The 16095-nt window shown below is 43.0% G+C and carries 16 protein-coding genes; 8 read left to right on the top strand and 8 right to left on the bottom strand.

The features are described from left to right. Positions 1-17 precede the first annotated feature (17 nt). From NG22_RS08435 to NG22_RS08425, 3 genes are all read right to left on the bottom strand, one after another. On the bottom strand, positions 18-1067 hold the full coding sequence (locus NG22_RS08435) for an NAD(P)H-dependent glycerol-3-phosphate dehydrogenase (protein ID WP_053405343.1): 1050 nt from the start codon (positions 1065-1067) through the stop codon (positions 18-20). 18 nt (positions 1068-1085) lie between these two features. Next, positions 1086-2804: a 1-acyl-sn-glycerol-3-phosphate acyltransferase gene (locus NG22_RS08430; protein ID WP_053405342.1), complete on the bottom strand. Its 1719-nt coding sequence runs from the start codon at positions 2802-2804 to the stop codon at positions 1086-1088. Between the two features lie 165 nt (positions 2805-2969). After that, complete coding sequence (locus NG22_RS08425; RefSeq protein ID WP_053405341.1) at positions 2970-3665, bottom strand: hypothetical protein; 696 nt, start codon at positions 3663-3665, stop codon at positions 2970-2972. 97 nt (positions 3666-3762) lie between these two features. Between NG22_RS08425 and NG22_RS08420 the strand changes: the two genes are divergently transcribed. After that, positions 3763-5001, top strand: coding sequence for a sodium:solute symporter (locus NG22_RS08420; protein WP_053405340.1), 1239 nt, complete (start codon positions 3763-3765; stop codon positions 4999-5001). 50 nt (positions 5002-5051) lie between these two features. Here NG22_RS08420 and NG22_RS08415 read toward each other — a convergent pair whose 3' ends face one another. The 3 genes from NG22_RS08415 to NG22_RS08405 are packed head-to-tail and all read right to left on the bottom strand — an operon-like array spanning position 5052 to position 7974. After that, entirely contained in the window at positions 5052-6314 is a 1263-nt protein-coding gene (locus NG22_RS08415; protein WP_053405339.1) for a twitch domain-containing radical SAM protein, read from the bottom strand. Between the two features lie 4 nt (positions 6315-6318). After that, complete coding sequence (locus NG22_RS08410; RefSeq protein WP_053405338.1) at positions 6319-7524, bottom strand: chorismate-binding protein; 1206 nt, start codon at positions 7522-7524, stop codon at positions 6319-6321. 30 nt (positions 7525-7554) lie between these two features. Then, entirely contained in the window at positions 7555-7974 is a 420-nt protein-coding gene (locus NG22_RS08405; RefSeq protein ID WP_053405337.1) for a hotdog fold thioesterase, read from the bottom strand. A gap of 86 nt (positions 7975-8060) precedes the next feature. On the opposite strand from NG22_RS08405, the gene NG22_RS08400 reads away from it, so the two are divergent. Then, positions 8061-8681, top strand: coding sequence for a histidine phosphatase family protein (locus tag NG22_RS08400; RefSeq protein WP_053405336.1), 621 nt, complete (start codon positions 8061-8063; stop codon positions 8679-8681). Between the two features lie 83 nt (positions 8682-8764). On the opposite strand, the gene NG22_RS08395 is transcribed toward NG22_RS08400, so the two are convergent. Together NG22_RS08395 and NG22_RS08390 are read right to left on the bottom strand one after the other, a co-directional pair. Further along, complete coding sequence (locus NG22_RS08395; protein WP_053405335.1) at positions 8765-9472, bottom strand: 16S rRNA (uracil(1498)-N(3))-methyltransferase; 708 nt, start codon at positions 9470-9472, stop codon at positions 8765-8767. Between the two features lie 338 nt (positions 9473-9810). Then, entirely contained in the window at positions 9811-10071 is a 261-nt protein-coding gene (locus NG22_RS08390) for an acyl-CoA-binding protein (protein ID WP_053406909.1), read from the bottom strand. Between the two features lie 191 nt (positions 10072-10262). Between NG22_RS08390 and NG22_RS08385 the strand changes: the two genes are divergently transcribed. From NG22_RS08385 to NG22_RS08360, 6 genes are all read left to right on the top strand, one after another. After that, complete coding sequence (locus tag NG22_RS08385) at positions 10263-10517, top strand: hypothetical protein (protein WP_157600936.1); 255 nt, start codon at positions 10263-10265, stop codon at positions 10515-10517. A 60-nt stretch (positions 10518-10577) separates the two neighbouring features. Beyond that, positions 10578-11228, top strand: coding sequence for a ribulose-phosphate 3-epimerase (gene rpe / locus NG22_RS08380; protein ID WP_053405333.1), 651 nt, complete (start codon positions 10578-10580; stop codon positions 11226-11228). A 208-nt stretch (positions 11229-11436) separates the two neighbouring features. After that, entirely contained in the window at positions 11437-13317 is a 1881-nt protein-coding gene (locus NG22_RS08375; RefSeq protein ID WP_172674353.1) for a TonB-dependent siderophore receptor, read from the top strand. After that, positions 13317-13745, top strand: coding sequence for a hypothetical protein (locus NG22_RS17605; RefSeq protein ID WP_053405331.1), 429 nt, complete (start codon positions 13317-13319; stop codon positions 13743-13745). The genes NG22_RS08375 and NG22_RS17605 overlap by 1 nt, the downstream gene beginning before the upstream one ends. Before the next feature lie 16 nt (positions 13746-13761). Continuing rightward, the gene (lpoB, locus tag NG22_RS08365) at positions 13762-14352 is read left to right on the top strand and encodes a penicillin-binding protein activator LpoB (RefSeq protein WP_053405330.1); all 591 of its coding nucleotides are present in this window, start codon (positions 13762-13764) and stop codon (positions 14350-14352) included. Between the two features lie 269 nt (positions 14353-14621). Further along, positions 14622-16034, top strand: coding sequence for a COG3014 family protein (locus NG22_RS08360; protein WP_053405329.1), 1413 nt, complete (start codon positions 14622-14624; stop codon positions 16032-16034). Positions 16035-16095: the final 61 nt, after the last annotated feature.

Genomic DNA, 16095 nt, shown 5'->3' with positions numbered 1-16095 from the left:
AAAGATGCCGACTAATTTTATAGAAAGTCAATGTCATTGTGAAAAGGAATCTTCATTAATCGCCTTAAGGCGTGATCCACTGTTTCCTCTTCGTATAATACCTGATAGATGCTTTCGGTGATGGGAGCACGAACCCCAAAGTGTTCGCAAAGCTTTTTCATAATCCTGACCGTCTTCACACCTTCCGCAACCTCTTCCATAGAAGTCACAATGTCCTTGAGCTTTTCTCCCTGAGAAAGGCGGTAACCTACCGTATAATTACGGCTAAGCTTCGAGGTGCAAGTCGTGACTAAGTCCCCAATACCCGCTACCCCGAGGAAAGCTTCTGTATTTCCACCTAACATTTTGCCTAGGTAGATGAATTCTACCAAGCCCCGACTAATTAATAGTCCGCGGGCATTTTCACCAAAGCCCAGGCCCGAAATAGCACCGGAAGCAATGGCTAAAATATTCTTTAAAACACCTGCAAGCTCAATACCGATCAGCTCTTTGGAGCCAAAAACCTGAAATCTCTCCGAGCGAAGCAGTCGTTGTCCTTCCTTGATGACCTCATCGAAATGGCTGGCCACCACAGTAGCCGCCGGGTGCTTTTCAGCTAATTCCCTGGCCAGATTAGGCCCTGCCAGGCAGCCGGTTCTTACCACCACAGACTCTTCCGAGATCACCTCGCTCATTGTTTTTACATTTTCCCGGCTTACTTCATAGACGGCCTCCAGGTCCTCTAAAATATGGCTGGGGAGATCCAGGCCTTTGGTGCCATGAATCAACATATGGTAGGGACGCAAATGAGGAGAAAGATCTTTCATCATTTGCCGGAAGGAGATGGAAGGTACCACCGGAAAAATCACATCACATCTATCGGCAAGTTCTCCATAGTCGGTAATGCAGGAAATTCTTTCGGATATCTGCTGATTGTTATAAAAGCGATCCACATTAATCGCATGAGCTACCTGCTCCTTACGTGCATAAACCAATACCTCACTGTTTTCAGCCAGCAGATTGGCCACGGCAAGCCCAAAGCTTCCGGATCCGATTACCCCAACGGGTTTATGTTGGTTAACATTCATAGTGTTCGGCGCTTAAGGTTAAATCGTAATATGTTCATCCAGATGGTATCCATCCAGGCGATTGTGGTAATAGAAGAGCAGGTTCATGTCCTCCGATTGTATTCTCTGTTGGTCTTTCGCTATATACAGGGCCTGCTTGGAATGGTACATTCCAACATTTCTAATGCCGGAGGCAATCATTTTATCCAAATCCAGGTCCTCCCGTAACAGGTGGTCAGCAACTTCAATTTTTCCCTGCTTTTGCATTGCCTTAATCGTTTCCAGGAGTTTGGCGAAATTCTGTTTGAAGGCTTCGTAATCAATGATCAGTTCCTCCTCCGGTAGCCTCAGTAAATTAAAGAAATCTATTCGGCTATGCTTTTTCTTCAGCATCTGATAGGCAATAAATGCCGACAGATTACTTCCCTGCACACAGTTGATATCGTAATAAGCTTTGGAAATTTTATCCCCCAACATACGCGTATACTGGTGCTCCCGCTGGTGGTCGATATTAATTTCGCCATTCTTGACAAAATAGTCGCGAACATCAACCACTTTGTTGCGGCTGTCCAGGCTTTCGCCTTTTTCATTGACCAGATTACCCACTACATCCATAGGTTCTCCAAGGGAAACGGCGATAGAGGAGCCTCTGGTAAAGAATTTGATTAAAAATTTAAGGATTTTGTAGGAGTCCGAATATTCATCATTCTCCACATAATAGCGTTCCTGTCCTTTTAGCTTCAGGTACTGGTCAATCAGCTCAGGAGCTTCTAAAACGAAGTTATAATTGATGACCAAAGGGACTACATAAATCTTGCGGTCTTTATTTTCGTCAGTACTGGTGAAATTGTAGCGTTGTGCTTCAATGGCTGTGCTCAATAAGCCCAATTTCAACTTTTTCTCCATCTTTCCTGAGCGAGAACGGGTACCGCCCGGGAAAAACAGGGAATGCGCTCCCTCACGAATCGCTTTGGAGGAATACGTTTTCAGCGCCTCCAGATAAATCTGGTTTTTCTTTCTTCGGTCTACCTTATAGGCGCCAAGGCTATCCATAAAATAAGCGAAGATTTTAATATTGAAAAGATTCAGACCCGCCCCATAAATAAATGGCGGAAGGCCTAAACGGTGAATGACATAGCCTAAAAGTACGGAGTCCAGATTGGAAAAATGCGTAGGCACCAAAATGATGGTTCCCTTTTTCGCCAGTGCTCGGATTTTATCTCCTGCCCCTTTAATTTTTATTTTCTCGTCCAGGGTGTAGTCATTTTTGAAAATACCCGTGAACTTATGCAGCTTGGCCGCATTCAGCAGGCGGGTTAATCCAAAAGTTACCACCGTACGGGCCAGGCGGTAATGAGAAGGTTTAAAATTTCCAGCGATTTCTTCCGCATAGCGACTGACCACTTTGTGAACCATCACTCGCAATTGTCCCATTTTTTCTTCCTCGGAAGATTGCTTATGGGAAAGGGCGCCCAGTTCTGAGCGCAGACTGTTCCAGAATTTACGGTCATCCTCCGGGTCAACATCCCATGGATTTTGTTTAATTCTTAGTCGTTCCTTAAAAACCGTAGTTTCCAATTCTTCAATCAGAGCAGCACTGGAACGTCTGTTTTCCAATAGCCTTTCCAGGCTTTCATCTGCTACTGCCTTGACAAAAGCCTTTCTGTTGCGGGCCATTTTTACTACTGGCCAACGCGAAAGATCCCCCTCGATGGGTTGGTAATTAGAGTTGTCAGGACTTTTTGCCTTCTCCTTCATGTGCATTAATTACTGATTGGAGTTCCCTCTCAGGTTTCCCCTAATTGTATGGAACCGCCATTTTTTATACGGGCATACTCCATACTCCAAGCTGCAAAAATACTATTTTTTTTGATTTTATCGGAGCGGCTGTCCTTAATTTCCTGCAATTTTTCGTCTTTAATGTTAAGATCCTGAGAAGTTGATGGTTGTAATTTTATGGAGGGGAATTATTCCTTGCACGGTTCCGATAATTTGGCGATCAGCAGGATGTAGCTGCAATTGGATACTTTCCTCCTGACCCTCATAATGAAATTTAATCAGGATTTGATCCAAGCCAGGCTGGCGTGGAGGCTGGAAAGAGGCCGCTTGAGGGCTGGGGAAATGAAGTGCCTGGTTTTCCAATGCCTGTGGCCAGAGCTGAACAGGATATTCGAAAAATACTATTTTTTTCTTCAGTTGAGGGAGCTTTCCATTGAGCCAGCTGCAAAAGGTCATTAATTCCTTATGCGGGATGGATAGGGGGAATCGTCTTTCGTAATTTTTACCATAAATGGTCAGCATCATTTGGCCACGCCAGCCATAATAAAAACAGAGAAAGCCAAAGACGAGCACAAAAAGTAAAGAAATGCCTGAGCTTATGGTGTGGGTGAGGAAGGCGACAATTGCCAAAGGCATAAGGATTCCGCCCAAAAATACCCAACCCATTTTTTTTCTTAATTCCACCTGGAGCTGATTCACCTCCCCTAAAGGAAAGGAAAAGCTTTTTTCTGAATGAAAAATCCATAGGCTTCGATTGGAGAGTAATGCTTTATCCACATTTTTCTCACCAGCATTTAGTGGACATTCAGCCAAAGCGGCTTCCGGCTTTTTTGTTTCCATTTATATTTTATTGCAGGATATTCAGTGTTGAGACAAAAATGTGAAATCTTTTGTGTTAGTTTGAACAATCTTTCAAAATAATCCAATTAATTTCTAGATGATGCAGGTTTTGGTCCTGGGGTTATATATACTCCTTTTAATGGTGATTGGCTGGCTTTCTTCCCGAAAAATTAAAAATGAAAGTGATTTTTATGTTGCAGGTGAGCAGGGGAGTGCCTGGAAGGTCAGTGGGAGTCTGATTGCGACAGTACTGGGTAGCTCTGCCATAATCGGCACTATGGAGTTGAGTCAGAAGCAGTCCTGGGCTGCGGCCTGGCTGTTGCTTTGTGGAGTAATTGGCCTGGCGGCATTATCCCCCTTGGCCGGAAGAGTGAAACGATTAGGGAAATTCACCTTGCCGCAACTGCTAGCCGATTTTTATGGAGATACCGCCGGCCGTATTGCAGGCATGATGATCGGCTTGGCCTGGATGGGAATTATTGCAGCTCAAATTATGGGTGCGGCGAAAATCCTTTCCGCCTGGATGGATTGGCCTGTGCTTCACACGATGTATGGCAGCACGCTGGTCATCACGGTTTACACCATTTTGGGTGGGCAGTGGTCGGTGATCAAGACGGATTTCTGGCAATCGATCATTATTTTGGTGGCTTTGTATTTGACCGGTTATTTTTTAATGAGCGTTGAGGGAGCGGTTCCCCTGCCAAAATTGACGGACCATTTTCCTTTTGAAGTAAATTTTCAGCCGGTTGATCTACTTTTATTATTGTTAACTTATGCCTCCACTTTTTTGGTTGGCCCAGATATTTACTCTCGTATCTTTTGCGCTAAAGATGAATTTTCGGCGAAAAGGGCAGTGCTGATTTCGGTGGTAGTCATTCTTCCATTGGCTTTTCTGGTGCCTTATTTGGGGATGAAAGCCATGACGATTTATCCGGATGCGGTAGATGTTTTTCATGCCTTTGTCGGTGTGGTTCAAAACCATCTGCCGGGTTTTTTGGGTATCCTGATGATTCTGGCTCTTCTTTCTGCAGTGATTTCTTCTGCAGATACTACTTTGCTATCCGCCGCCTTAATTTTAGGGCAGGTGATCAAGCCGAAAGTGGCGCTACCGGTGAAGCAAAGTAGAATCTGGATGGTGGTTCTGGCCATATTAAGCTTCGGGCTGGCCTGGAAAATGCAATCCGTGATCGGTTCTTTGTTATTAGGATTATCCATTTATTCAGGTGCTTTTATTTTACCCATGGCTTTAGGCCTGATGGGATACCGGGGGAAACCGCTGTTTGTACATCTGGCCATGGTATTTGGGGTGTGGTGGCCGGTATTGGAAAGTTTATAGCGAATAGTCAGCCGGAGCTAAGCGCCTTATTCATTTTTGCAGCCTTTGGCTTAAACCTGCTTTTCCTTTTCGTAGGCTTTGAAAAGTGGGAGAAGTTGCGGTAGGCTTTCTTGCCAATTTTCCTGACGCATGCGGTCCATCCTTTCGAGTTCCTGAAAAAATGCCGGAATAAGCGCGGTTTTAGATTCGGCATGCATGAAGCTCAATAGCGCTCGGTAGGCATCTTGAGTGGTTTTGCTAAAGGGCAGATCACTTAATAATTTTTCGATTTTTTGATGAACTTGCTCTTTCTCACAGGAAGTTAGGGCCTGAATGGAAAATATTTCAGGTCGGTGAAGGATGTTCAGTTTGATCGCATCCGGAGAAATATTGAAATGTTCGATCAAATATCGATGGTCTTTCCCCCAGGAATGGATGTTCATCAGGCTGATGGTAGGCTCCCATTTAATTTTGGCATTTGGTACTTCCAAAATTAATCGCTGGATGTTTTTTTCGAATAGTGACCACCGTAAATCTTTCCGGATGTATTCTCCGGCTTTTCCAACGGCATCTATGCTAATGCCTATTTCCAGTCGGGGGAATTTTTTCCAATACTCAATAATATCTTTGCCCTTAAAAGTAATGGTGGAAAGGTTGGTGTTGTAACGTAATAGGGTGTCTGTTTTTTGCTGCGCAAGGAGGAAGTCCAGAATTTCCCAATGTTCCGGAATTAAAATAGGTTCTCCACCCGCAAAATAAAAGTCACGCGCCGTTTGAAGGCTTCCATGAGTGAAGTCTTTCCAGGATTTTTCCTCAAAGGCATGGATCAATTTTTTGTCAGAGGCGGTTCGGTTCAGGCTTTTAGCTTCTTCATACCATTTTGAGCTGTTGCCATGGAAACAACTTCTGCAGCGCAGATTGCATTGATTGGAAAATCGGAGGTCCCAGGACTCCGGCTTGAGCTTAATTTTTCCTTCGGGATTAGTATGAAGGATTTTCTCTCTGAATACTTCGAAATATCGCTTGATGGCTTCTGTTCTTAAACTATCGCCCTGAGCGGCCTCCATTTTATAGCAGGACTGGCACCTTTTCTCCTGCTCGTCTGCCAAAAGTTTTTTCCGAAATCTATTGGCAGGTTTTCCCTGAAATATCGCTTCGGCGGATTGTTCTTTCACCCTTCCAAAATGAAGGAAGTTGCTGCAGCAGGGCGTAACTTTTCCATCAGTAAAAACATGCAAATGCAACCAGGGCAAGGGACAGAATGCCTGGGTATGCAGCCAGGCTTCCAGTGGCGCATTTTCATGGGCAAGTTTGGAAATGGGGGATGCGGTCATGTTTTTATTTCAGTACTGAAAGTAAGGTATTGCACTTCATCTCCGTTTCCTGCCATTCTTTTTCCGGATTGGAATCAATGGTAGCACCTGCTCCGGCATAAAAAATGGCTTCATTTTTTAATAATTGCATGCACCTTAAATTCACAAAAGCGTAGGATTCGCCATCCGTATTGATGGGACCCAGATAACCGGAGAAAAAAGCACGATCATGTTTTTCTTCTGCCAGTAAAAATTGCTCACTTTCTTTCAGAGGCATACCACAAACAGCAGAAGTGGGATGGAGCAGATCAATCATTACGCCTCCTAAGTCCGGAAAGTTGATGGCCTTGGTATCAATTTCGAAAGTCGTTTTCAGGTGAATTAAATTACCTGCACGAGCCGTCTTAGGGCCATTTTCAATAAATTCCCGTATGCGTAATTTTTTTAAAATGCCAATGATATAACGACTTACCAATGCCTGTTCCTCAATTTCTTTTTGTTTCCAGGCCACATCTTTGAGGTCCATATTTTCCTCATAGGCCTGAGTACCGGCAAGTGCAACGGTATGGAAAATTTTCTCCCGATCCATATGGATTAATATTTCAGGAGTAGCTCCCAACCAGCTGCCGGTTTCTGACATGCTCACAAAAGAGACAAAAGCATTGGGGTATTTACAGGATAGCTTCCAAAGGGTGTCCATTAGTTGGAAGTGCTCCAAAGCCATTTTTTTGCATTTGGAGGGGACAAATTTTTCCATTTTACCATCCTGAATTTGCTGGATGCCCTTTTCTACTAATTGAATGAAATCTTCCCGGTTTCCCATGGTGGACTTTTCATTTCCGGCAAGTTGATGATACTGCCAGTCCGAGGGAAGGTTGTCCGTGGATAATTGTTGGTTTATTTCGTCTCTTAGGGGGTAATATTCTGCCTGATTGGCCTTAACTTCCTCATCCCCTAAAACCATTTCTAAATGTGCCTGAAGATAGTAGGCGGCTTTGGCGTTTTTGTTTTCGAAAGGATTAAAAATGAATCCTGAAGGTAAATTTTCAATGGCCTCGCCACAAGTGTGGGTTTCTTCACGGGTGTCAATCATCAGCTTGAAGCGGTCTTGGTGCGGCAGGCGGTAACAGGCCACACCATAACCTTTTTTCAGGGCTATTTTGATCACATTTTCAAAAGTGACAATTGCTTTTTCAATTTGGATTTTAGCTTGCGTAAGGGGGGTATTCATATTAAATCAACGCTTCGTTTAACACCGGCTTCATTTTTTTTCAATCACTGCTACAGTCAGGCGGTGAATACTTAAAAGTCTTTCCTCTTCATCCTGGATTTTGATCTCCCAAACATGTGTCGAACGTCCGATGTGTATGGCTTTGGCTTTCCCAAATACCATGCCCGCTCTCACGGATCTGATATGATTGGCATTGATGTCCAGTCCCACACAATGGTGAGTTTTGGTGTTAATGCAAAGGGTGGCCGCCATGGAGCCTAAGGTTTCGGCCAATGCCACTGCTGCGCCTCCATGTAATAAACCGGCAGGTTGGTGGTTAAATGGCCCCACCGGCATGCTGGCACATAGATAATCCTCCCCAATGTCGGTGTATCGTATGGATAATGTTTCCATAAGGGTTCCCTTGTTCCGGGCATTCAATTCTTCCAAATTTTGGTGAATGTTGAGCATATATTTGGGTTTATTTAAGGATTTTGGCCATTTTGTAAGCCATGTGCCATTTTTTTAATGGATGCAAACGCAAAAATAGGGAAAAAATGAAAAGGAAGAAACTATACATCATTCGTCATGGGCAAACAGATCTGAATAAAAAAGGAATCGTTCAGGGCAGTGGGGTGGATTCCTCACTGAATGATCTGGGAAGGGCGCAGGCCAGTGCGTTTTATGAGAAGTATAAAGATTTTCCATTTGAAAAAGTTTATACATCTGCCCTTAAGCGCACCAAGGAGACGGTGCTGCATTTTGAGGAGGCCGGATTTGTGCCTCAGGAATTGCCCGGGCTGAATGAGATTTCCTGGGGCGTGGTAGAAGGCAAAAGTCCTACTCCAGAAAATAAGGCCCGCTATCAGGCTTTATTGCAAGCCTGGGCTGATGGGGACCTGTCTCAAAAATATGAGGGAGGCGAGAGCTTACAGGAAGTGGTGGAGCGCCAAAAAGTGGCGATTGATCATATTTTAGCTCAGGAGGAAGAATGTGTGCTGGTGGCCATGCATGGCAGAGCGATGCGGATTCTTTTAGGTTGGTGGGTGAATGATACCTTAATAGGAATGGATCAGTTTTCTCATTCCAACCTGTCCTTATATGAAATTGATTGGGAGTCGGATAAAGGCCCTAAGATTGTACGATTTGACGATCGCTCTCATTTAGAACATTTATAATCGCTATTCAGAAATAGTCAGGTATAGCATAAAATACCTGACTATTTTTTGGCTCGTCACAGCCTTAATAGATTACCTCTGCTCTATTGGTTGTATAAATTCAAAGTGAGGGTTGCTGCTAAGGCGGCTGTTTCTGTTCTTAATACACTTGGTCCTAAGGAAACTTTTTGGAATCCACCGGCTTGCGCCATAGTGATTTCCTCCGGGTCAAAATCACCCTCCGGCCCAATAAACATCTGATAAGATTGCTTAGGTTGGATTAAATCTTTTAGGTGATTAGGGTTCGCGCTGTCCACATACGCAATGAATTTTTGTGCATTTTCGTCAATTTCTTGCGTCATCCAATCTTTAAAAGAAAGCGCTTCATCAATTTGTGGTAAAAGTGCTTTTTTCGACTGTTTCATAGCAGAAATAGCTTTCTTTATCAGTCGGTCAGTCTTTAAGATCCTTCTTTCAGAATGCTTGCAAATAACGAAACTAATGCGGTGAACCCCAATTTCAGTCGCTTTTTCCACTAACCATTCAATGCGGTCCAGGTTCTTGGTGGGAGCCACAATTAAATGGATATGGAAGCCATTCAGGAATGCAATGTTTTCCTGACTCAGGATCCTAATACCCACTTTTTTATGGTTGGGTTCCGTAATTTCTGCTTTATAAAGGGTGCCAAGGCCATCCGTAATATCGATGGGATCACCGGCTTTTTTTCGAAGTACTTTAATACAGTGTTTGGACTCATCGGGCTCTAAATATAGAGCACCGTCTCTTAGTCCGGGTTGGTAAAATAGCGCCAAAATAAATAAAGGTTTATTCTGGCGTAAAAATAAAAAAAACTACCGAGAATCACTTAGTAGTTCAGTTGTCCTGCGATTTTATTCTTTGCCCTAATACTCACACTAAATTTATTGACTCGCCTTCTGTGGCTTAATTTTAGCTCAATAAGATTGTGTTTATTGATGTATTACTATCTCAAATTTGGACAAGCCTGCTTTCTCCTCCTCCGTCTGTTTTCTTGGAAAAAAACGAAATAGAGGACTATTCTTTCATTTTTCCCACCTCGCAGCTAATCGAGGATATAAGCAGGAATATTCCGGCTCAATCAACCAGTGCCTATTTTAAGTGCTTAACGCCTTTAGTCCTGTAGTTTTTTTACCAGTTCAATGTAATTCAGCATGGCATCTTCCTTGGACATGCCTTTTAATTTTTCCCATGCCTGGTGCTTGGCAATGGCCTTAAAGTCAAACATGGCCGGCTTTCTTTCTACGTTATCTCCTTCTTTGGCTTGTTTGAAATGCGCATAAAGGGATAGAAGGTCTTCATTGGAGGGGCGTTCAGTTAATGCCTTAGAGGCTACTACCGCCTTTTCGAATAGTTCAGTTAAGTTTTGGGTCATAATGGTTTTGTTTTTACTTAAACTACAAATTTTTACATTCATATCGAAAAATTAGTTTCCATTTCTTTCCCGAATTAGGAATCGATGTATGATAATGGGAAAAAAGCAGGAGAATGTTCGGTCAAAAAGTGCGTTTTGGGCTTGAAACGTACATGATAAAAAGTTGGCACAGTATTTATAATATGCTGACTATGATGCTCTTATATTATTTCAATCAATTATCATTTAAGGTCAAATATCAATACACGAAGGAGTTTGGTCGTTTGATCGCTTATCGGGACGAGGAAAAACAAAAAATTAACCTCTATTATGTGGGGCAATTTTTTGTTGAGGTTTGGTATGATCCGGAGACCAACTTATTGACGGATATCAAATCATTTAAAAATGCGACCAGCTTGGAGCCCTATCTGGGAGAAATTAATATTTCTTCTGTATTTGTAAATTAATCCATAGCGGATTGCCGTCATTATTGGGAATTGGTTAAACCTTTTAGCTATCTTTGCGGCATGAGTACGATTGTATCCCCATCTTTATTGGCTGCAGATTTTGCCAATTTGCAGCGCGACGTAGAATTAGTGAATGAAAGTGCAGCTGAATGGGTGCACATAGATGTAATGGACGGTATGTTTGTCCCTAATATTTCTTTCGGGATTCCGGTTTGTGAGGCAATTAATCGCCATGCAAAGGTTTTTCAGGATGTTCACCTGATGATTGAGGAGCCTGGGAAATATGTGGAGGCTTTCAGAAAAGCAGGAGCAGATTTGATCACTGTTCATTACGAGGCTTGTAGACACCTACACCGAGATATTCAGTTAATTCACAGTACTGGAGCAAAAGCGGGTGTGGCCCTGAATCCACATACGCCGGTAGCAGTACTCGAAGAAGTAATTGAAGATTTGGATTTGGTGCTGTTAATGTCTGTAAATCCCGGTTTTGGAGGTCAGAAATTGATCCCGGGGATTTATGACAAAGTACAACGCCTAAAAGAACTGATTGAAAAGAAAAACAGTAAAGCGTTGATAGAGGTAGACGGTGGCGTAAATGCAGATTCAGCGCCGAAGTTAGTGGAAGCTGGCGTAGATGTATTAGTGGCAGGAAGTTACGTTTTTGGGTCGGAGGATCCGAAAGCTACCATTCAACAATTAAACGAACTTTAAATCAAAGGACAGAGCGGTTGATAATCAATCGCTCTTTTTTTACCTTACCTGATGACGCCAAATGCTGGGGTCATTTTTTCATTTTATACCATTACCAATGCGCTTTCGACCTCGGCCTCAATTTTCTAAAACTCAATTTTCTGGCTTTTTTTTACTGGCGTTTTATTTTTTCCTGTCCGGGGCTTCGGTATGGGGACAAACCATAGATTTGAAAGGAAGGATTATCGATCAGTATGATTATAGCCTCTCTTTTGCGCAAGTTATCGGACAAAATTTTAAGGGCCAGAGCCAGACAGATTCCCTGGGGAATTTTGAAATTGCGGTTCCGGATTCTTTACAAATTGTACGCCTAAAAATATTTCACCTTAATACAAATGCGGAGGAGTATGCACTTCCGCTGTCAGACTGGAAGGGACATCAATTAATTCGCCTATTCCTTAGCGGTAAGAAGCTGGAAGAGGTGGAAATCAGTGGTGATCGTTGGGATGATAATCGTCGGCAGGCCGGTGTAGTCACCATTGAGCCGGAGCAAACGGTGAATATGCCTACGGTAGGCGGAGAATTTAATCAGGTTATCGCTTTGCTGCCCGGGGTGAGTAGTAATTCAGAGCTTTCTTCTAGTTATTCGGTAAGAGGTGGTAGCTTCGATGAGAATTTGGTTTATGTCAATAATATGCCCATTTATCGTCCCTTTTTGGCGGCTCAGGGTCAGCAGGAGGGTTTGAGCTTCGTGAATGGGGATATGGTTTCGGGCGTTACTTTTTCTGCAGGAGGCTGGCAGCCCCGATATGGCGATAAGATGGCTTCCGTTTTAAATATTGATTATCGCCATCCGGATCGAACAGGCGGAAGTGCCGAAGTTGGATTACTGGGGGGGAGTTTGTTCCTGGAGCAAAAGGTTAATGAAAGAGGTGGTTGGATGATTGGTGCCCGACACAAAAGAACGGATTATCTATTGGGGACATTGGAAACGGAGGGAGAATACAAGCCTCGTTTCACTGATGTGCAGGCCTTTGGTCATTATCGCTTATCCAAAGATTTAGCAGATCAAAACCGATATACCGAGCTGGAATTGTTGTTTGGTTATGGTAGAAATCAGTATTCCGTTATCCCCACCAGTCGAAGAACGGAATTTGGGACGCTTAGTCAGCTTTTAAGTTTTACCGTGGCCTTTCAGGGGCAGGAGGAGTTGAACTACCAAACCATGCAGGCCGGCCTAAGATTAATTCGAAAGTGGAATACCCAATGGAAATCCGAATTTATTGCCTCTGGCTTTGGGACAGCTGAGCGAGAGCATATAAATGTCCAGAGTAATTATCGTTTGTGTGATATCGTCGGGGGAGGAGGTCCCAATGATTGCGCCACCATTATCGGCGTAGGTGGGGAGTTTCATTATGCCCGAAATGCCTTGGATGCCGAAATATTGAGCCTGCAGTCGCATCATGAAGTTCAAATTGATGAAAAGCGTCGGCTGTCTTTTGGCCTGGAATGGAATGGACAGGCATTTGATGATCGGGTAAAGGAATATAAAATTGTAGAAGATGGGGGAGAGGAACTGGAAGTGATTGATCAGGCGGATGAGCACCATCAAATATTTAAATATTGGCTGTCTGGCTACGGGCAGTATGATTGGGAGCCCCTGAGTGGTTGGTCATTGACGGCCGGCTTGCGTGCCATTTATAATCAGCAATCCGGAGAGGTACTTTTTAACCCCAGATTGCAAACGGCCTATCAGCTCCCGTCTAATCCTGATTGGGTGCTCCGGGCTGCTGTGGGAAAGTATGATCAACCTGCTTTTTATCGGGAAATGCGACGTCAGGATGGAACATTAAATGAAGATTTACTAGCGCAAAAATCATGGCATTTTTTGGCAGGTTTTGACCGGATGTTCCAAATGTGGGACCGCCCCTTTAAGCTGGTTTCGGAGCTTTGGTACAAAAGGATGTCAGATATGGTACCCTATGATGTAGATAATGTACGCCTCCGATATTATGGGGAGAATGTGGCGGACGCCTACGCGGCCGGGGCAGACCTTTTCTTAAGTGGGGAATTCATTCCGGGGACTCAATCCTGGGTAAGCCTCGGGTAATGAAAACCGAAGAGTTTATTCCCGAATACGGCTGGCAGCCACGGCCAACGGATCAGCGGTTTCGTCTGGGTTTGTATTTTCAGGATCATCTGCCTAATATTCCTTCGGCTAGGGTGTTTGTCCGTTATTTCTATGGGAGTGGACTTCCTTTTAGTCCGCCGGGAAGTTTGGAAGGTCGAAATAGTTTGACAGGCAAAGCTTATAATCGGGTAGATTTGGGTTTTTTTAAAGTTTTTGAATTAAATTCAGGCTTAGAAAAGTATAAAAACCCGCTGAATTTATGGCTTGGTTTAGAGTTGCTTAATGCTTTTGGTATTGATAATGTTATTTCTTATAACTGGGTGAATGCCACTGGTGGCGGTCAATATGCCATTCCTAATTCCTTGTCGGCACGGTTTTGGAATATGAAAATTAAGATAAATTTTTAATTAAATATCGCTTAGCATGAAACTTACCCTTAGAAAATTTTTGTTTTTCGCTGTAGTGGCGACAATTACTTGGGGCTGTCAGAAACGCACGGTGACACGCGTATCGCCGGATCAGCAAATTGATTTAAGTGGCCGTTGGAATGATACGGATTCCAAAATGGTAGCACAGGAGATGATTTCAGATGTCATGACACGTCCATGGGTGGAGGAGCATTTACGTGCAACGGGTAAAAAACCGGTCGTCATTATCGGTTCCGTCAAGAATAAAACTTCCGAGCACATTGATCCGGAAGTGTTTATTAAGGATATGGAGAAGGAATTTATCAACTCTGGTAGAGTGCGTGTGGTTCAGGATGCTTCTTTCCGTGAGAAAATCCGCGAAGAACGTGCTGATCAGTCCGATTTTGCATCTAAAGAAACCGCAAAAGGTTGGGGTAAGGAGTTAGGTGCAGACTATATGATGTTTGGAGTGATGACTTCCATTACAGATGCCTATAATAAAAAGAAAGTGGTGAATTATAAGGTCAACCTGGAATTGGTTAATTTGGAAACCAATGAGAAAGTGTGGTTGAATGATAAGGAAATTAAAAAGTACATCACTAACTAATTTTGTGGTTTATAAATGGCTATTAGATAAGGAGTAGTGTATATTCATTACTCCTTATCTTTTTGGAGCGGATTTTAAGCCACACCATCCGACTACAAATTCAAATCTCTGGAAGTGATTCCCGATGAATTTTCAATAATAGCTGTGCTATTCATTCAAAATATTAAAGGGTTTAATTGCGTAAAAGTCAGATGTTTGTAGCGAATTTTGGGTTTGAGATTGAGCCTCTTTATAACGAGTGAATCTTCCAAATTCTACCGATTGATATCATGAGATCATCCAGTTTTTTTGCTCTTCTTTTTATTTTCTGCCTGACCTCCTGCGCAACTTATTATCAGATTAACCAGAAGTTTAATGCTGAGTTTGAATCCGGTAAAATCAGTCAGGCTGAAAAAACCCTTTCCTCTGATAAAAAAGGAGAGGAGGGCCGAAATCGCTTCCTTTATTTGGTGAATATGGGAGTGGTTAATTCTTTGATGGGGAATTATGATTTAAGTAATGACTACTTTGAAAAGGCCTATGTGTTCGGAGAAGATTTTAAAAAGAATTACGGACAGGAAGCATTAGCAATGGTTTCCAATCCCATGGTGACTACTTATCCGGGAGAGGATCATGAGCATTTATTACTGCTCTATTACAAAGCATTGAATTATTTGATGATGGGTGATACGGAGAAGGCTTTGGTGGAATGCCGGAGATTAGATATTCGTCAATATGCCCTTTCGGATAAATATAAATCCGAAACCAAATACCGTAAAGACGCCTTTGTCCATACGCTGATGGGCATTTGTTATGATGCTGACCGGGATTATAACAATGCTTTTATTGCGTACAGAAATGCTTACGAAATCTTTAAAAATGACTATAAAAAGCTTTTTAACTTAGAAGCTCCTTATCAATTAAAGGAAGATCTGATCCGAACGGCGCTTTTGTCCGGCTTTCCCGATGAAGCAGACCAGTACCGGAAGGCCTTTAATATTGATTATCAGTTACCGAAAAATTACCGAAAGCAGCAGGGGGAATTGGTGTTTTTCTGGAATAATGGCCTGGGGCCGGTCAAAGCGGAGTGGAGTGTAAACTTTACTCTTGGAAATAATGCCGGTATGGTTACTTTCGCGAATCAAGACCTGGGGATGAATTTTGCTTTCCCCTATTCTCCGGGAAAGGAGGGTAATGATCTTTCCAATCTGCAGTTTGTACGGGTGGCCTTTCCAAAATATGTGGAGCGCCCCGCGGCTTTTCAAGGAGCGCAATTAGTTGGGAATGGAGAAACTTACCCTTTGAATAAGGTGGAGGATGTGAATGCAATTGCATTTAAAACCTTACAGGAGCGGATGCTTTTAGAGTTTAGTAAAAGTTTGTTGCGCGTGGCGATCAAAAAGTCTGCGGAATATGCCGTGCGACAGGAAAATGAAAATGCCGGTTTCGCTGTGGGGATTTTAAATGCATTGACTGAAAAGGCAGATACTCGGAACTGGCAAACCATCCCTCATACCATTTATTACAGCAGAGTGCCTTTGAATGAAGGGGTCAATGAATTTGATCTGAACATTCAATCCAGTGTAGGGCCTCAAATGAATCAAAAGCATCATTTTAAATTTGAAGGAAGTCCACGCAAAACGGTTTTCCAAACCTTTTATTCCCTGGAGATTGATCCACGCTGGAAAATGCCTTACTACTAAGAAAAATAGAAAAATTACCGAAATCCGGTAGTTTTTTTATTTGATGTAGTTTTTTTGTGAA

The sequence above is a fragment of the Persicobacter sp. CCB-QB2 genome, from assembly GCF_001274635.1.
Taxonomy (GTDB): Bacteria; Bacteroidota; Bacteroidia; order Cytophagales; family Cyclobacteriaceae; genus Persicobacter; species Persicobacter diffluens.
Note: the sequence above shows the minus strand (reverse complement) of the source record. Positions and strands in the feature narration are given on the sequence as shown.